The sequence below is a fragment of the Candidatus Eisenbacteria bacterium genome, assembly GCA_016930695.1.
Lineage (GTDB): Bacteria > Orphanbacterota > Orphanbacteria > Orphanbacterales > Orphanbacteraceae > JAFGGD01.
Window position 1 is genome coordinate 51,433 of record JAFGGD010000046.1, and the last position, 18,626, is coordinate 70,058.

Sequence of the window (18,626 nt, forward strand, 5' to 3'; positions counted from 1 at the left end):
TGCGTCGAGGGACAACCCCGCAAAATCCGAGCCAGTCCGTCGCATGCCGCGCAACCCCTCATTCTTCAACGGTTTCAGTATTGACTCTGCACCAGAACGCCCGGTTCTTCCGGCGCGGTCCGGGTGGATTTTTCCGGTCTCGGGGGAAACTGTTTCCCCCCGCTTCGGCCCGGCTTCATGTAATCCATCATGCCGAGGCGATGGAGCTTGTTCCGGAGAGTGCGCGCGGTGATGCCGAGGCGTCGCGCCGCGCGGGTCCGGTTGCCGTCCTCCTCCTCCAACGTCTTCAGCAGGAGCGTCGCCTCCATGTCGCGGAGGGTGGTGACGGAGGGCACGTGCTCGTCGGTCATGGCGCGCCGCTCCACCTCCATCTCGTTGACCAGCTCGGGGAAATGCTCCGGCTCCACGATCCGCCCCGGCGAAACGAGCGCCGCCCTCTCCAGGCTGTTCTCGAGTTGGCGCACGTTGCCCGGCCAGGGATACTCCGCCAGCAGTTCCATCGCGGCCCTGCCGATCTCCTTGTAGCCGAGTCCGTTCTGCCGGCAGTGCCGGGCGAGAAAGTGGTCGATCAGGATCGGTATGTCCTCCGCCCGCTCGCGGAGCGGCGGCACGTTGATCGGGAAAACGCTGAGCCGGTAGTAGAGATCGGCGCGAAAACGGTCTTCGCGGATCTCGCGGGCCAGGTCCTTGTTGGTGGTGGCGATCACCCGCGAGTCGGCGCGGATGGTCTGGCAGCCGCCGACCCTTTCGAACTCCTTCTCCTGGAGAACGCGGAGCAGCTTCGCCTGCACGCCCCAACCGATCTCGCTGATCTCGTCCATCAGAAGCGTGCCGTTGTGGGCGAGTTCGAATCGGCCCTTCTTTTGGCGCACCGCGCCGGTGAAGGCGCCCCGCTCGTGCCCGAAGAGCTCGCTCTCGTAGAGCGCCTCGGGAAGTGCGGCGCAGTTGAGGCGGACGAAACGCCCGCGGCTCCGGCGGCTCCGCCGGTGAATCTCGCGGGCCACCAACTCCTTGCCGGTTCCGGTCTCGCCGGTGATCAACACCGTGGCTTCCGTGCCGGCGGCGAGGCGGATCAGGGCGAAAATCTCGCGGATCTGGCGACTCTCGCCGACCATGTCCCGTTCCATCTCCCACTCCGGCGAAGACGGACCGGGCGTTTGCGCGTGGAGACAGTCCGGACCGAGCACGCGCTCCACGATCCTCTCCACCTCGTCGGTCTGGAACGGCTTGGTCAGATAATCGCAGGCGCCGAGGCGCATCGACTCGACGGCGTTCTCCACCGTCGCGTAGGCGGCCATCACCACGGAGCGGAGGTCCGGCGCGATCTCCCGGGCGGCCCGGACCAGGTTGACGCCGTCGGCGGTTTCCGCGCGAGAATCGGCGAAGAGAAGGCGATAGCCGTTCGCGCGGAGACGGGTCATCGCCTCGACGCCGTCGGCGGCGGTGTCCACGGCGAACCCGCGGCGGGTGAGCACCTCGCGCAGGTAGTCCCGCAGAAGCGCCTCGCCGTCGACGATCAAGGCGCGCGCCCTCGTGTCCGCTTCGGTGCGGGTCACCACGTTCACGACTTCGCCCTCCTCGCCCCGGCGACGCCGCGAATGACGGGGAGCCTCACGGTCACCCGGGTCCCAGAGTCCGGGGAGCTGGTCAGGTCGACCTCGCCGCCGTGACCGGTCACGATCCGGCGGGCGGTCGTGAGACCGAGACCCATCCGCTTCGGTTTCGTGCTGTAGAAGGGGGAGAAGGCTTTCTCCGCTTCCTCGGCGGTCATCCCCGCGCCGGTGTCGGCGACGGCTACACGGATGAACGAGGCGGGGCTCTCCTCGTCCCGCTCGCCCGGCACCCTCTGAGCGCCGCCCGGGCGTGCGGACTCGGCGCCGGCGGTCACGGTGAGAACGCCGCCGCCGGGCATCGCCTCGTAGGCGTTCACGAAGAGGGCGCGGAAGGCGCGGGCGATCCGGGGCGCGTCCACGCGCACCGGCGCGCCGTCCCGTGAGAGACGCCGCACCACGACGATCCGCGCGTCGTCGCCGATTCCCGTCTCGAACCGGTCCAGCTCCCCCTCGATCAGGGAGATCAGATCGACCGGGTCGAACCGGACCGGCGTCTCCCGCGTGCTCTCGAGAAGGCGCTCCACCGCGCGCTCCACGCCGGAAACGCCCTGCTGGATCTTGCGGACCAGCGGCATCCGATCCGGATCGGCGGCGAGATCCCGGGCGAGAATGTCCGCGAAGCCGGAAAGCCCGGCGAGGGGATTCCGCACCTGGCGCGCCGTCTCCGCCGCGACCTCGCCCACGGCGGCGAGTGTGCGGCTCCGGAGAAGCTCCTCCTCCATTCGCTTCGCCTTGCGGAGATCGGTGAACGCTTCCACGGCGCCGACGACCGAACCGTCCTGCGCGCGCACCAGCGAGGCGCCGAAGGCGACGGGGATCTCCTCGCCGGAGGCGGTCACCATGGTCCGCTCGCCGCCGTCGACGGCGACGCCGCTCTTCATCGTGTGGAGCAGTCCGAGACGTTCCGCGAAGCCGCGGCCCAACGCTTCCCGATAGTCCGCGCCGATCACTTTCTCCCGCGGATAGCCCGTGATTCTCTCCGCGGCGGCGTTGTACTCGATGACCCGGCCGGACGGATCGATGGCCACCACGCCGACGGAGAGGCAGCGGAGAATCCCGTCGAGACGCGAGGCGAGTCGCCCCCGTTCCTCCAGACTCTCCTTCAGCTTCCGGTTCGATTCCTCGAGCGCCCAGTTGAGTTCGGCGCAGCGACGCTCCAACAGGGAGCAGCTCGACTGCAGGGCGTCGACGCTCCGGCTGAAGACGCCGAGAGAGTCCCCGAAGGGATCGTCCGGCGCGCCGGGCAGAATCAGCGACACGGTCTCTTCCGCGCTCTCGGTCTCCACGGCTTCGAAACGGTCTTCCCGATCCCGGAGCGCGGGGGCGGAAACTCTTTCTTCTTTATCGTTGTCGGGCATCTTCCTCTTCTCCGATTTCCGGTCGCCGGCCGGCGGCCCGCTTCACGCCGGTGGCCCGGCGTCGGACATCGCGCGGAAATGAATCGCTTCTTTCCTCTATTTCGGGAAAAGGGGAGGAAGGCTTGAGAAAAAAATGCCCATTTCGGCAATCTTTTTCCCGGTTTTTCCCCTTCGGCGGGAAAAAGGGGAAAGAGGATGCGCGGGGACCGCCCGTTCCCCGGAAAAAAATGACCCGGAAGAAAGAAAAGAGGGGAAAAGGGGAAGAAGTGCCTCGCAGAAAGGGAGGAAGGCGAAGATCGAGGCGGCGTTCCCTTCGGCCCCGTATGCTCTTTCCGCGGGCCCGTGCGAGGGGAAGTGCTTCCGGCAGATCGTAAAACCTACGGTTTGACCGCTTCGAAGACGATGGCATTGTCCCCGAGAATGCCGTAGCGGACGTTCCGGAGACGGTACTGGCGGGTGCGGAAACCGATCTCGCGAAGGCGGACCAGCATCTCCAGGCCGAAGATTTTGAAAACCAGCGCCCCTTCGGAGCGGATCGGGTCTCCGTGATACATGGGCTCCTTCAGATGGACGATGTTCCCGTCGTCGTCCGGAACGGCGCGGTCGTCGTCGAGGCATTCGGTCTGCAGGAAGGGGACGGTGAAGATGTGCCGCCCTCCGTTTCTCAGAACGCGGAAGACCTCTTCATGGGCGCGGTAGGGAAGAGGGATGTGCTCGAACACGTCCGAGGAGAGGACCATGTCGATGCTCCCGTCGTCGAAGGAGATGTCCTGCAGGTCTTGGTGCATCACGCCGTTCACACGGTCGCCGCTTTTGTAGGAATCGCCGTAGTACTCGCTGCAGAGGTAGCGGGACATGCGGGAGAGTTCCGCGTGCACCGGCCCTTCCGCCTCGGTGTTGTAGATCGTGAAGTTTTCGAACCGCTTCATTTCGCGGAGCGCTCGGATCGGGACGCCGCTCATGGCGCGCATCGCCTCCACGATGACGAGCGCCATCTGGCGATGGCGGTTGCCGGCGCCGCAACGGACGCAGCGGCATGTCTCGCGCAGATTCTCCCCCACGTCCCGGATCAAGGTGAGATCGCCGCAGACCGGGCAACGGGCGATCCCCCCGAAGTTCGCCTTCCTCATCAGCCCTTCCAGACGGGAGGGTTTCGATAGGAGTGGGTACGCGATTTGTTTTTCGATCCGGCTCTTCACGGTCGATCGGCTCCTTTTGCGTCGGGTGGAACGGAGGCGCGGCCTTCCCTCCCCGGACATTCCTTCGCTTTCATACGCATTTTTCCATGAATCGGTCGGCATCGATCCATACTTGAGATTTATTAGAAAGGAGGGCGAAGAGTTCTCTCTCTTTCTCACGTCGGGGGAGAAAGGGACGACCTCCGGGGAGGAAAACCTTTCCGGGATCGGCCGAGGGCGAAAGTCGGCGGCCGGCGACCAACAGGCCCTATCCGCCTATTTCAAAGGGATTACAGGGTTGTTTTCGGGGCGCCCCATCTGGCACGCACTTTGCCTTCTTCATATTAGATCGTCCGTCGCGGGCGAGTCTCCCGGCCGCGGCCCCTGGAACGGAAGGAGAGGAGAAGACCGATGCTGTGTAGAAAAAAGATCGTCGTCGTGGGCTACCCTCTCGGCCGGGTCGGGTCTTCGGCGCTCATGGGGCTTCTGGAGAGGGCGGGGGCGCATCCGGGGGATGTGCGCTTCCTCGCCGGATCGGCGCCGATGAATCCGAAGGGGTTTTTCGAGCTGCCCGCGCAGGAGAAACTTCTCCGCGAGGCGTGGGCCGGGATCTATCCCCATCTCTCCCTCCCCCCCTCGCCCGCGCAGACCGACGCGATCGGCGCCGAATACGCCGAGCGCTACGCCGATCTCCTTGCGGAGATCTTCGGCGACGCGGATCCGATCGCCGTGAAGTCGCAGTGGTTCCTCACCCTTCCCTTCCTCCACCGGCTGCGGGACCGCTATGACGTGCGGCTCCTCTCTTTGGAGCGTGACACCGGGGAACAGATCCATTCCCTCCTCCGCGTCTTCCGGACCACGGACCGTCCCCCCTACCAACACGCGGACGAGGAGTACGTCACCGCCTACATCGAGCAGTGGCGCCGCTTCGGCCGACGGATCCGGGAAAACCTCTCCTTCCCCGCGTCGGAAGTGCGCTTCGAAAAACTCATGGCCGATCCGGTCGCCGTGACCGAGGAGATCTGCCGCTTCGCCGGTCTCGAGACACCGCCGGAGGAGGAGATCCTGGATTGGCTCGATCCATCCCTCGTCAACCGGAAGACGCTGGAACCTCTCCCCGTCGATCCCGCCCCGGCGACGAACACCGCGAAGCGTCCATCCCTCTCGCTGGTGGTGAACACGCGGAACGAGGAGGCGAACCTGGAGGAGTGCCTCCGGAGCGCCGCGGGAGCGGTGGACGAGATCGTCGTCGTGGACATGGAGAGCGAGGACCGTACCGTGGAGATCGCCCGACGCTTCACGGACCGGGTCTTCACCCACCCCAAAACCGGCGTGGTGGAAGGGGCGCGACAGTTCGCCATCGACAAGGCGCTCGGCGATTGGATCTTCCTTCTGGACGCGGACGAGAGGGCGACGCCGGAGCTGGCGGCCGGGCTCCGCGGAGTGATCGCCGGGGCGGGGGACACGACCGTCTTTCGAATCCCGAGAAGAAACCGAATCGCCGGGCGTTGGTTCACCGGGAGCGGCCTCGGACCGGACGTGGAACGCAAGCTCCGCCTCTTCAGGAGGGGGACGGTCCGCTGGCCGGCGCGGGTCCACGCGGTTCCGGAGACGATCGGTCCCGAAAGGATTCTTCCGCTCCCTCCGGAGGCACGGATCGACCACTACGCCTACCCCGATCTTTCCTCTTTCGTGGAGAGGTTGAACCGCTATACCGACCACGAGGCGCGCGCGCTCGTCGAGGCGGGCGCCTCCTGGTCGCCGGCGGCGATGCTCGAGGCGATGCGAAGGGAGATACTCTTCCGCTATGACCCGGAGAAGGACGGGGCGCACAGCCTCGCCGTCACCGGGCTGATGGCGTTCTACCGCTTCGCCGCGTGGGCGAAGCTGTGGGAGATCGAGGGGTGCCCCGAAGCGCCTCTCCCCGCGGACGCGGCGGCGCTCGGTCTCGCCCTCTCCGGCGCCGAGGACGCCGGAGCCGCTCGCGGCGAGGACGCTGCGGGGTACGACGAGAGTAAACGCTGTCTTGTCGGCGCCGGCTTCCATGCCGACGAGGGGGGCTGGCGATGGATGGACCGCGAAGCGATCCTCCACGTGCTCGGCGACGACGCCCCCTCGGATCTTCGGTTCACGCTCGCCTGCGGCGAGGCGGAGCATTACGACACCTTCCCCTTCGACGTGCGGATCGAGACCGCGGGCATTCCCCCGCGCACGGTTCGTTTCGACCGGCCCGGCACAAGCCGCATCGTCCGCCTCGATTGGGAGAAAACGCCGCGCCACGCACCGGTCCGCCTCGTAAGCACGGCCTCCTTCGTTCCCGCCATCCTCGGCCTGAACGAAGACCGAAGGCGCCTCTCCGTCCGGATCAGCGGCATCGCCGTCTCCGCGGGGGCGGGCGTTCCGGAACGCGCCGGTGCGGAGAAGGGGCGGCTTCCGGAGCCGAGCCGGGCGTAAAAAAGAGCGCGTTTTTGTCCGGTTTTTCAGAATCGTGCCCGCCGGGCCGATAAAAAGGAAAGAAGGGTCCGGGCGGACCCGTGAACGGAAAATGCGAACGCGGAGGATCTCGCGTTGTTCTTTGTCTTCGGCTCGCCCCGATCGGGGACCACTCTTCTGGCGCAGACGCTGAACGCCCACAGCCGTTTAGCCGTTCCCCACGAATCCGATTTCATCGTTCCCCTCGCCTTCCTATTGGAAAGGGTCGTCGATCCGGAGATTGGGCGGGATCTCGTCTCCCGGCTCATCCCGAGCACAAAGCTGTACCGCGCCGGGTGGAGCCTCGCCGAGCATCTCTCACCGGACGAGATCGAACGCGTCGTGCGGGGATGCGAGTATTCCCTGCCGGCGATTCTAAACGCCCTCTACGCCGAGACGGCCCGGAAGGCGGGGAAGACGTCGGCGGGGGACAAATCGCCGGACGATCTCCAGAGCGTGCATCGTCTCGATGTGAACGGCGCTTTCTCGAATCCGTGCCGGATCATTCACATCGTAAGAGATATCCGGGACGTCATGGAGTCGCTGCTTCGACAGGGCTGGGCGGCCGGTCTCGACAGCTACTTCCCGCGGATGTGGTCGGAGAACAACCTCTACCTTCGCCGCATGGGCGAATCGATGCCGGATCGGTACGCGTTCGTCCGCTATGAGGACATGGCGCGCGAACCGGAGCGCGTCTTCCGCGGAATCTGCGCCGTCCTGGGCGTGGAGTACGAAGAGGAGATGCTCCTCCCGGAGAAACGGCGCCCCCCTCTGTTGGAACTGCCGTACCACCGCAAGCTCCGGTTCCCGATCAACACGGAGAGCATCGGGCTGCACCGCGGCCGCCTCAATGAGGACCTTCTCCGCGGATGTGAACGGCAGGCGGGCGAGGCGATGGAAGAATTCGATTACATCGGGAGCGGCGTCGCGGGCCGGACGAGCACGCGTCCCGAGGAGGACGCCCCGCGGAAAGCCGCGGCGCGGCGCGGGATTCGTCTCGGTCTCCTGATGGCCGACTCGACGCCGCCCGAGGAGCGTTACAACGAGCAGAGCCCCGCCGCCTTCGGCCACTTCCGCTCCTATCTGCGCGGGAAGATGCCGGAGTGCGAGGTGGTTTATCGCTACACCGTGGAGGATCTTCTCGCCGAAAAAGTCGACATCGTCGGGATCAGCTCCTCCACCGAAGAGTACGAGTCGGCGAAGGAGATGGCGCGCGACTGCCGCGAGGCGGGCGTACCGGTCCTCGTCGGCGGCGTCCACATCACCGCGATTCCGGAGAATCTCTCGCCCCACATGGACGTGGCCGTGCTCGGCGAGGGAGAGGAGACGCTCCACGAGCTTCTCCGCCTCTTCGCCCTTCGCGGCCGCCGCTTCCCCGAGGAGGACCTCCGGCGCGTCCGGGGGATCGCCTTCCGCTCAGGCGCCTCCCTGGTCCGCACACCGCCGCGCCCGCTCATCGCGAACCTGGACGACCTGCCGATCCCGGAGAGGGAGTTCATGTGGATCGGGCGGCCGAGCGAACGCGCCTTCCTCTCCACCACCCGCGGCTGCCCCTACCGGTGCGTCTTCTGCGCCAGCTCGAGCTTCTGGGGATCGATGCGGCACTTCTCCGCCGAGCGGGTGGCGGACGAGGTGGAAACGCTTCACCGAGATCTCGGTCTCGGGGAACTGCACTTCCACGACGATCTCTTCATCACGCCGCGCAGGCGGCTCGAGAAGATCGCCTCCCTGCTGGAGGAGCGCGGCCTCGCCGGAGCGATCCGCTTCAGCGGGACGGTGCGCGCGAATCTAGTGGATGACCGCCTTTGCGAGACCCTGAACCGGATGGGTTTTTGGGCGGTCATGTTCGGCGCCGAATCCTTCTCGAAAAAAGTGCTCGACTACCTCAAATGCGGGACCGTAAGCCCCGAAGAAAACCAGCGCGCCCTCGACACGCTTCATCGGAACGGGCTGACCGCCTTCGTGCAGATGATTCACGCCTCGCCCGTCGAGACCCGAGAGGATCTCAGGACCACTTTCGAGGCGCTGGAGCGCAACTTCGCCGACGGCCGGTTGAAGCGGTGGCAGGAAGGGGTCCTCACTCCCTATCCGGGGACGCCGGTCTGGGAGGAGGCGAAGCGGGCCGGGCTCGTTTCGGAGACGATGAACTGGAACCGGATCCGGGACCGGGAGATCTACATGGGCGGAATCCCGGAGAGGGAGTTCCGCGCCATGCTGGAGGAGCACCGGGACCGGTGCATTCTTCTTCGACCGGAGCAGGAGGACCTCTGGCGCGAGTGGGGACTTACCAAGGAGCGGGTGCTGGATACGGCACTGCGGGAACGGCCGGAGCGGATTTTGTCGGCGCTCGACTTTGATACGGACGGGCAAAACCTGCAGATCGGCGACGGTTGGTACGACCGGGAGGGCTCTGAATCGGGGGGAGGCTTCCGGTGGATGGGCCGGGAATCGACGACCTGGCTCCGCGGCGGCGCGAACCTCGGCCGTCTGGAGATCGCCGGATACGCCTTCCCGGATCGGCACCCCGATGGGAAACTCCGGATCGACGTGAGCGTAAACGGCGAGACGATCGGCGAGACGTTCGTCGAGGAATCCGGGTTCACCGTCGCTTTCGAGCTACCGGAAAACCTCCGCGGAGAGCGACTGCTCCGCGTACGCCTCCGCCTGGACCACTCCTTTCACTCCCCACCCGACCTGCGGGAGCTGGGGGTCTCGGTCTCACGGGTCGGTCTCGTCCCCGATCCCGTCGCCGCGGCGACGAGCCCCGCTCTTCGACCGGCCTAACCATTCCTCGCCGGCGTTCTTACCGATAAATTCCTCGCCGATCGAAAGCAATGCGAAAGGCCCGGCGCTGGCCGGGCCTCTCTTCTCTCTCCACAATCCCGGGAACGATTCGGCATCCGTCCCCGGTTTTTCGCTCCACGGTCAGATCACCGGGAGCGCCTCCAGGCGTGCGTTCAGTTCGACGATACGGCTCTCCCTCTCCCGAATGCGCGCCTGCAGACCTTCCGACGTCTCGCCGGGAGGCGGCCCCTCGCGGAGGGTGCGGATCATCCGTTCACGCTCCCGCACGAGCCCGAACAACTCCGTTTCCCAGCGAACCCGCTCCTCCGGCGACGACGCGGTGTGGATCCCCGGGGACTCCTCGGCGGAGAGCGAGGATCCGTTCCCCACGCGGCGTAGTTCGGCGCGCAGGCTCGCGATAATCCGGTCCCGCTCCTTCAACGCTCGGTCGAGACCAAGCGCCCACTCGCCGCGCGCTTTCAGCTCTTTTTGCAGCTCCTCGACGCTCCGGTCCCGCTCCTTCACCGTCCGGTCCAGGTCGAGCGCCCACTTGCCGCGCTGCTCCACCTCGCGCCACAGCTTGATCCTCTCCTCCGATCGCCTGCCGATGTCGTCGGCGAGTCGAAGCACCAGATCGGACCGCTCGATCAGTTCCTCCTTCAGGCGGAGGGACCGCACCTCCGGCGTCAGGCGGCCGAGTAGGTTCCGGGCGAGCATGATCCGTTCGCCCCGCTTCTCCGGGTCTCCCTCGCCGCTCGCGGCGAGCGCCCCGTCCAGAAGGGTCCGGATCTCGTCCAGGTTCACTTCCTCCGGCGACGGGACCCAACCGCCCGCCTTCTCCCGAAGGGCGTTTTCGTCGCCGTCGAAAAGCGCGGAGAGTTCCCTTATCGGTTTGTGCAGCACGTTTTTCATGATCCAGAGCGCGCCGGTCTCGGTTCGGAAGTCCTTCGCCGAGGCCCGATACGCCTCGTACCGGTAGGAGAGCGCCATCACCGCCGACCGCGGGATCGGATCGTAGAAGGCGAGTTCGTTCAGCATCTCCCAGAAAGAGGCGTAGTCCGGATCGAAGGGGTCCGTGAGTCCCCTCTCCACCGCCATGTGCGTGATCGTGGAGTGGGGGAAGTAGGTGAGACGGCTCTGGCAGTAGTACCAGGCGCGATCGGGCCCGTTGAATCTGGTGTTCTTCTCCATGCGAAGCATCAGGTCGAGGGTCTCGCGCCGGTCGTCGTCGGTCTCGAAATTATTGGCCGTGATGAGATCGATCTGGACGCGGCACTTGAGTCCCTTGAGCACCGAAGCCGCCTCGAGGATCTTCGCCCGAGGTGTCTTCCGGTTGAACACCTCGAAGAGCGTGCGCTCGCTGCCGGACTGCACGCCCATGGCGGTGTTGTTCAGGCCCGCGTCGACCAGCGCCTCCATCACGTCCTTCAACACGCGGCTCGGGTAGGTGTAGCACCAGAACGGGAGACCGATCTTCTCTTTGTATTGCCGGGCGAACTCGAGAGTCCACTCCCGGTTGAAATTGAAGAGGTCGTCGTAAATGGAGATCATCGTCGTGCCGGGGACCGCCTTCGCGCGTTCCATCTCGCCGATCACGCTCTCCACGCTCCTCTGGCGGCAATAGCGCTGGCCCCGGTACAGGTCGTGCACGTTCGAGTTGTGGCAGTACGTGCAGGCGAAAGGGCAACCACGGGAGGTGAGCATCGGATAGGCGCCCACGTCGTTGTCGTAGCGCCCGTCGTTCTCCTTCAGCTCGCCCCGCACGATGGAGTATTTGTTGTCCGGCGCGTAGTCGATATAGGGGAGATCGGAAAGCTCCTCCTTGGTCACCAACCTCTCCAAAGGGTTCCGGACGATCTCCCCGCCGGATCGGTGCCACAGGTTCGGCACGTCCGGCGCCGCCGCCGCGAGGGAGCCGCGCTCGTCCATCAGGTCGAGCAGCCGGGGAAGCACGAAGTCCGCCTCGCCGATGCAAACCGCCTCGGCGCGTTCCATCGCCTCCTCGGGATCGGATGTGGCGCCGATTCCCCCCATCAGAATAGGGATGTCGAACCGCTCACGGAGCAGACCGGCCAGGTGCATCACCAACTCCCCCTGCACGGAACGGTAGGAGAAGCCGATCAGATCGGGGCGCAGCCTCGCGATGAGGTCCAGTAGGAGCCGTTCGTCGGCGGCGTGTCCCGGCTCCGCCGTGTAGCCGAACCGGGAGTGGTCGTACTCGCCGTAGCAAATCAGATGAAAAGCGTGCCTGTCCTTCACGAGCGACGAGAGCTGCCGCGCGCCCATGCAGCACCTGTCGTTGACGGTGATCACCGCGATACCGGCCATGAGTTCCTCCCGCGCCGCTCGCCGGCGGCTCCCGAATCGGGCACACCGGCCCGGAGCGTTCGATTCGCCTACACCCCGCGTATCGTCCGGGAAGGAGAAAAGTTGAGCCGGATTGACGCGGTTTCGTTGAAAACGGCGAAGCTGTCTTTTGAAGCGGCGGCGAAGGAAGATCCCCGAACCACGAAGAGTTCTTCTTCCCTCCACGGCTCCGCGCGAGATTCTTTTTCCGGATATTTCCGTGAGAACGGGGAAAGGGGAGGATCGGGCTCAGACGCCGACGCGGACTTCGCCGGCGAAGAGGGTACGCGCCATCTCCAGGTCCTCCGAGACCTCACCGGCGATCTCCTCCAAGGAGCTTTCGTCTTTGATCGGTTCCAGCTCGCGGCGCACCGTCGGGTTCGCTTTCCGCACGAGCGCGTCGAAGAGGACGGGAGGTTCGAACGACTCGGCCCGCGCGAGGATGTCCGCCGTATGGACGACCCAGATGAGGCGCTCCAGCTCCGGATCGGCGGTCGGCGAGCCGGTGGGCTCGTGATGCCAGCGAACCGCTTCCACCAGCGACTCGGGGAACTTCCAGCGCCCCGCCGCCCATCCACCCACCTGGGCGTGGTCGAAACCGATGCTGTCCCTCTCGAGGCTGCGGGCCTCGTCTTCTCCGAGGAGCCACTCCTTCAGCTTCAGCCGGTCCTCCGGAAGTTCCCGGAGGATGAGGTTCTTGCCGATATCGTGCAGCAACCCGGCGGTGAACGCCTCTTCCGGATCGACCCCTTGGGTGCGGCGCGAGAGCGAACGGCACCAGACCCCCACGTCGATCCCGTGGTTCCAGAGATGATGCGCGTCCCGCGGTTCGTCCGTCAGCTTGCGGGCCAACTCGGCGAGGGCGGCGACGATCACCAGATTGCGGAGCGTGACCAAGCCGAGAATGGTGACCGCCAGTTGGATCGTCCCGATCCGGCCGGGGAGCCCGTAAAAAGCGGAGTTGGCGTACTTGAGGATGCGCGCCACCAACCCCTCGTCGGTTTGAATCACCTCGGCGAGGCGGCTCACGTCGCATTCCGGATCGCGCACCATCGCGTTCAGTTTGGCGACCGCCGCCGGCATGACCGGGATCCGATCGCCGATTCCCGAATGGGTGCTTTCGATGAGAGAGCCCTCATCATCCATGGAATAGCCGGGCGCGACGAAGCCGACGCGCACGTGCGCGAGCAGTCCCTTTTCCTGGGCGCGCACCAGCGCCTCCACGAGGTCCTTGGGGAAGAGGCCGCGCTTCTCGTCCTCCACGATCCGCCGAATCGCCTCTTCGTGGGGCATACCGGCGCGGAAGGCCCTGTCCGTGGTCATGGCGTCAAAGGTGTCGACAAGACCGATGATCCGGGCCACCAGAGGAATCTCGTCCCCCATGAGCCCGATCGGGTAGCCGGTTCCGTCGATCCTTTCGTGGTGGTATAGAACGCCGGGAATGACGTGGTCGAGGATCCCCGAACTCTTCAGAATCTCCTCCCCCACGATGGGATGGCGCTTGATGATGTCGTACTCCTCGTCGCTCAGGCTCTCCGGCTTATAGAGAATGCAGTCGCGAACGCCGACCTTGCCGATATCGTGGAAGAGCGCCGACAGACGGAGCTTGTCCCGAAAACCGCCGGGATCGTCCGCGTCCGATTCCACGCCCAGCTCGTTGGCGAGGACCATGGAGTACATGGCGACCCGGTCCGCGTGTCCCCGGGTGTAGGCGTCCCGGGCGTCCAGGGCGGCGGCGAGGGACTGAATCATGGCGTAAAGGACGTTGTTGGTTTGGTCCTCTCCCACAACCTCCAGAACGGTCTGACCGAGAAGGAAGGCGCCCGACTTGAGAACCCTCGTCGCCCTCGGATCGAAGTCGGTTCCGGGAGCGCCGCGGATCGCCACGACACCGATCGTGCTTTGCCCGGCCGAAACGGGGATCGCCAGAACGGGCGCCCCGGCGCCTTCCGGCGATTCGGAGGCGGGGAGGTGGGCGGAAACGGCGCCGCCCTCGGCGATGGCACGGGAGAGGAACGCCCAGTTCTCCTCCGCCCAACCCGCGGCCGCTTCGGAATCGGGAAAACCGTCGCTCCAGATGGTGGCGGGATCGAGTCGGTCGTTCAGGGTGATCGCGAGAAACGAGCGGTCGCATTCGCTCCGGTTCCGCAGAGAGGCGATGTATCGATAAAGCAGCAGATCCCCGTTGCAATCAGGAGGAACCGGCGCGCCCTTTTCCCCGGAGGCGCCGCCTTCCGCCTCTCCCCAACCGGCTAACCGGAGATTACGAAAGAACCGGGAGGCGAAACGCCAGTCGGCGTGAATCTTCAGGACGAAATCTTTCAGTGCGGGTTTCGCCAACTGCGAGATGATCATGGTCTCCGCTCTCCGGTTCGAAGATCGGTCGCTCCGGTCTCGTCTCTTCTTCTTCCATGCAGAGCCATGATGCATTCAGGAGACGCACGGCGAACCGCCCTCACGTCGCTCTAATCATCGGCCGGTGGGGCGCATCGGTTTACATCAAGAACAGTTGTATTTTTTCTTTGGGTGGGCGGTGGAGAAAGGAAACGGCTAGTCGCCGGAACTGGTTGTTTCTATGGAGAATAGGCGGGGCGCCCGGCCGGCGGGCGCCCCCGAGAGAAAAGATTACTTGATCAGGGTCATCTTGCGGACGCGCTCGAAGCCGCCGGCGCGAAGCCGGTAGAAGTAAACGCCCGCGGGGAGGGATCGTCCGGAGCGGTCCTCGCCCTTCCAGAGGATGGACTGTCCGCCTGCGGGAAGATCCCGGTCGAGCGGCGTCGCGACGAGTCGCCCGGAGGCGTCGAACACGTCGATCCTCGCGCGTGACGGCTCGACGAGGACGAACGAGATTTCCGTCGAGGGATTGAAGGGATTGGGTCGGTTGGGTTCCAGCCGGAAAGGAGCGGGGGCGGATGTTTCTCCGGCGACGGACGTCGCGGGATCCCAGCCCCACACCTCGGCCATCATCGCCCAAAACCCCTTACCCTTCAAGTAACAATTGAAACACTGGGAATGGGCGCACGCGCAGGATGGGCACTCGTGATTCCCGCACCAGGAGGTGCACCAGTTGCAATAGTCCGATTCGTCCGGGTAGTAGTTCCCGTCCGGGTCCCAGCTTTCGATATCGGCGAAGTCGAAGAGGATCTTGTCGTGGGCCTGGCAGTAGGCGCGGATCTGGTTGTTCCGGGCGTAGAGATTGCCCTCCACGCCGGTTCCGTCCAGATGCCCCGTCATGTAGATGAAGAGGACGTTCGGATACTCCGCCTCCAATCCCTCCATCGCGTTTAGGTAGATATCGATTCCCGCCTCGGTGTTGTCCGAGCAGCCGCCGCACCAGGACCACATCGCCACGTTGTACTCGGGGTGAGCGTCCAGCCAGGTCCGGGTCGGCGCGACCCAAGAGGTATCGCCGTTGTGGCCGAGATCGTCGCTGATCTCGTGGAACAAAGGCTTCTGGTAGAGTGTGTTTTCCGCGTAGAGCTGGTTCAGGCCGGTGACGATCTGGCTCCCGTGCGAGGTGTGCCCGTAGAAAACCGTGTACTGCGTGGACACGCTTTCGATCACCGCCTCCGGGATCTCCTCGAACCGGGAGACCGCGACATGATCGGCGATGATCGCCTCCGCCCCTGCCGCGGTCACGGCCGGGGGAAGCACGAGACAACAGAGAACGAGGGCGATGAGGCACGCGAACATAAACAACCTCCTCTCGCCGGCGGTCTCCACCGCCGGCGGGGTTTCCGCGGCGAGTCTGCGTCGGTCTACGGCAAGGGGCGGTCCAGAAAGAAACGGATGGGGAGATCCCGGACGCCTACTCCAATGAACAGCCTGATTATAAAGGATTTACATCAACCATTCCAACTGTTTTCTCCCAAGGACGGGGAGAAACCGGCCCTCGGATCGAACCGAAGATGATCAGGAATGGGGCTCCCTGTCCACTCAGCGAACGCCTTTCCCGCGGAATCGGGGCCCGGGGGGAAGCGCTCCCTTCTGTCGGCGGACGGGGCGCCGTAGTATACTGAGAAAAGCGCGACGACGAACGGAGGTCCCGGCGGGGCGGCGGAGAAGAGACGCCCGTGCCGAGACCCGAACCAAGGAAACGACGATGACCAAATCACGAGTCGCCGTCATCCGGACGAAGCCGGAGACGGTTTTGGACGATTACCGTCGGCTTTGCGACCTGGCGGGGATCCGCGGGGCGATGGACCAGTCGGCGACCACCATTCTCAAGGACAACATCAGTTGGCACCTGCTCTTCCCCGGCTCCAACACGACGCCTTGGCAACTCGAGGGGACGATCCTCGGGCTGAAGGACGCCGGCTTCGAGGATCTGGTGGACGTGCACAACAAAACGGTGGTCACCATCGCCGATCTGGGCGACCGCTACAACAAGTTCGGTCCGGTTCTGGAGAAATACGGGATCCCCAAGAAGTACAACTTCAAACCCGAAGACATGACCTGGGTCGAGTACAAGCCGAAGGCGAAGATGGCGGTGCTCGACAGGATCTTTCCCGACGGGATTTTTCTGCCCGACTACTTCTTCGGCAAGAACATCGTCCACCTCCCCACCGTGAAGACCCACAGTTACACGGTGACCACCGGCGCCTTGAAAAACGCTTTCGGCGGCCTTCTGAACGTGAATCGTCACTACACCCATACATGGATCCACGACACCATCGTCGACCTGCTGGCGATTCAGAAGGAGATTCACACGGGAATCTTCTGCACCATGGACGGCACCACCGCCGGGAGCGGGCCCGGTCCGCGCACCCTCATCCCCCATCGGAAGGACGTGATCCTCGCCTCGGCGGACCAGGTGGCGATCGACGCCGTGGCGGCGCGGATGATGGGCTTCGATCCGATGTCGATGCAATACATCGCCCACGCCACCGAGAGAGGTCTCGGCCAAGGGGACCCGCGGGAGATCGAGATCGTCGGCGACGAGGACGTAGCCGCCGAGCGCTGGAACTTCAAGGTGGGCGTCAACCTCGGCACCGGCACGGGGATGCTCCTCTGGCGTTCCCCGCTGAAAGTTTTCCAGAAGCTCTTCTTCCGCACGCCTCTGGTGAACATCTTCGTCTTCGCCAGCGAGTACTACCACGACCATTTCTGGTATCCCCTCAAGGGGCGGAAGGTGGTGGAGCGATGGAAGAAAGAGAGCCCCTGGGGACGGCTGTTCGAGGAGTATCCGGAATAGCGGGGCTTCCGTTTCTCCCACTCCCTTCCTTCACCCTCTCGTAGCGGTTGTGGAAGGAGAATCCGACTCCGGGTATCTCTAGGCCGCCCCCGCCGCGCGCGCGCGGAAGGCGCGTAGCTGGGGGAGAAGGAAGGCGAGCGTGACCACCGTCGCCAGAGTGTCGGCGACGGGGAAGGCGATCCAAACGCCGCGCACGCTCCAAAAGAGCGGGAGAACGAGCACCAGCGGAAGAAGGAAGATCACCTGCCGCGACAGGGTCAAAAAGAGCGCCGGCAGCGCCCGGCCGACGGCGAGAAAGACGGTCGAGCCGACGATCTGCAAACCCACCAACGGGAGGGCGAGTATGATCCAGCGGAGTGCGCGCACCCCCTCGTCGATCAGCGCGGCGTCCCGTGTGAAAATCGAAAGAATCGGGCGCGGAAGAAGAAGAAGCACGAGGAACGCCCCGGTCGCGAAGACGGTGGCCGCGGCGAGGGCGATCCGCACCACCCGATCGGTCTTGTCGAGCCGGCCGGCGCCGAAATTGAACCCGGCGATCGGCTGCAACCCCTGGGCGATTCCGATGAGCGGCGTTAGCGTGAACATCACGAGCCGCCCCACAACCCCCCATACCGCCACGTAGAGATCACCGCCGACCGAACCGAGGGTCCGGTTCAACGCCACCGCGAGCACGCTCCCCGAGACGGAGCGGGCGAAGGCGGAGGAACCGAGGGCGAATGTCTCCCGGAGCACCGGCCAGTCCGGCCGGTAACGCCGCGCTCCCGGCTTCAAGCCGGTCCTCGCCGAGAGGAAGTAGGCGGCCATCCACCCCATGGACACGAACTTGGAAATCGTCGTCGCCCAAGCCGCGCCGCGAATTCCCCAGCCGAAACCGAAGATCAGGATCGGATCGAGGATGATGTTCAGCGCCGCGCCGACCAGCATGGTCATCATGGCGGTTCGGGCGCTCCCCTCGGCGCGGATCACGTTGTTTCCCGCCATGGCGAACGTGTGGGGGAGCGTGCCGATGAGAAGAACCCACATGTAGTCCCGGGCGTAGGGAAGAATCGCGTCACTCGCTCCGAAGGCGCGGAGAAGCGGTTCCAAAAAGGCGTAGCCGGCCACGGTGAGCGCCGCCGAGAAGAGCGCCGTCACGAGAAGCATGTTGGCGAAGGCGGTTTCCGCCCGCGCAAGGTCCCCGGCCCCGATCGCCCGCGAGATGATCGACGCGGCGCCGATCCCGAGCATCTGGCCGATCGCCATGGTGAAGACCTGAATCGGGAAGACGACGATGATCCCGGCGATGCCGAGGGTTCCCACGCCGCGGCCGACGAAAACGGTGTCCACCATGTTGTAGAGACCCATCACGAGCATGCCGATCACGGCGGGAGTGGAGAGCCGGAAGAGCAGCCGGCCGAGCCGGTCCCCGGCGAGCACGTGGTTGTTTCCGTTCATCGGTTCCTCGGGTCCTCTCGATCCTTCGTGGAAACGGTCCGTCCGGGGAGGGGATGGAAATCCCGGCCATCATACCGCGGCGCGCCGGTTCGCGCAACGGAGCGACGCAAGGTTTTCGCCGCAAATCGCCAGAGCCGGTTTTCCGGCGCGCACGACTCGACCTTTATCCTCTCTTGACCGGAATGTGCTTGGCGTGTATCCTATTCATGTTCTTTTCTTAGCTGGGATACGCGCGCGGTCGCACTAT

Annotated in this window: 10 protein-coding genes; 3 read left to right on the top strand and 7 right to left on the bottom strand. The window is 65.0% G+C overall.

What is annotated here, in order from left to right; translation table 11 throughout:
* Window positions 1–74: 74 nt before the first annotated feature.
* From JW958_11455 to JW958_11465, 3 genes are all read right to left on the bottom strand, one after another.
* Window positions 75–1,565, bottom strand: coding sequence for a sigma-54-dependent Fis family transcriptional regulator (locus tag JW958_11455; protein ID MBN1826872.1), 1,491 nt, complete (start codon window positions 1,563–1,565; stop codon window positions 75–77).
* Window positions 1,562–2,971, bottom strand: coding sequence for a PAS domain S-box protein (locus JW958_11460; protein MBN1826873.1), 1,410 nt, complete (start codon window positions 2,969–2,971; stop codon window positions 1,562–1,564). Before JW958_11460 ends, JW958_11455 begins: the two co-directional genes overlap by 4 nt.
* A gap of 377 nt (window positions 2,972–3,348) precedes the next feature.
* The gene (locus tag JW958_11465) at window positions 3,349–4,101 is read right to left on the bottom strand and encodes a class I SAM-dependent methyltransferase (GenBank protein ID MBN1826874.1); all 753 of its coding nucleotides are present in this window, start codon (window positions 4,099–4,101) and stop codon (window positions 3,349–3,351) included.
* A 459-nt stretch (window positions 4,102–4,560) separates the two neighbouring features.
* Here JW958_11465 and JW958_11470 point away from each other — a divergent pair, with 459 nt between their 5' ends.
* Both JW958_11470 and JW958_11475 read left to right on the top strand, forming a co-directional pair.
* Window positions 4,561–6,603, top strand: coding sequence for a glycosyltransferase (locus JW958_11470; GenBank protein ID MBN1826875.1), 2,043 nt, complete (start codon window positions 4,561–4,563; stop codon window positions 6,601–6,603).
* A 114-nt stretch (window positions 6,604–6,717) separates the two neighbouring features.
* Entirely contained in the window at window positions 6,718–9,405 is a 2,688-nt protein-coding gene (locus JW958_11475) for a sulfotransferase (protein ID MBN1826876.1), read from the top strand.
* A gap of 141 nt (window positions 9,406–9,546) precedes the next feature.
* Here JW958_11475 and JW958_11480 read toward each other — a convergent pair whose 3' ends face one another.
* From JW958_11480 to JW958_11490, 3 genes are all read right to left on the bottom strand, one after another.
* Window positions 9,547–11,733, bottom strand: a complete 2,187-nt coding sequence (locus tag JW958_11480; GenBank protein MBN1826877.1) for a radical SAM protein — start codon at window positions 11,731–11,733, stop codon at window positions 9,547–9,549.
* Between the two features lie 267 nt (window positions 11,734–12,000).
* Window positions 12,001–14,106 (bottom strand): HDOD domain-containing protein, encoded by a 2,106-nt coding sequence (locus JW958_11485; GenBank protein ID MBN1826878.1) that lies wholly within the window; start codon window positions 14,104–14,106, stop codon window positions 12,001–12,003.
* A gap of 270 nt (window positions 14,107–14,376) precedes the next feature.
* Entirely contained in the window at window positions 14,377–15,444 is a 1,068-nt protein-coding gene (locus JW958_11490) for a T9SS type A sorting domain-containing protein (GenBank protein MBN1826879.1), read from the bottom strand.
* A gap of 409 nt (window positions 15,445–15,853) precedes the next feature.
* On the opposite strand from JW958_11490, the gene JW958_11495 reads away from it, so the two are divergent.
* Window positions 15,854–16,945 (top strand): DUF362 domain-containing protein, encoded by a 1,092-nt coding sequence (locus JW958_11495; protein ID MBN1826880.1) that lies wholly within the window; start codon window positions 15,854–15,856, stop codon window positions 16,943–16,945.
* 78 nt (window positions 16,946–17,023) lie between these two features.
* Here the strand turns inward: JW958_11495 and JW958_11500 are convergent, their stop codons facing one another.
* The gene (locus JW958_11500; protein MBN1826881.1) at window positions 17,024–18,379 is read right to left on the bottom strand and encodes an MATE family efflux transporter; all 1,356 of its coding nucleotides are present in this window, start codon (window positions 18,377–18,379) and stop codon (window positions 17,024–17,026) included.
* Window positions 18,380–18,626: the final 247 nt, after the last annotated feature.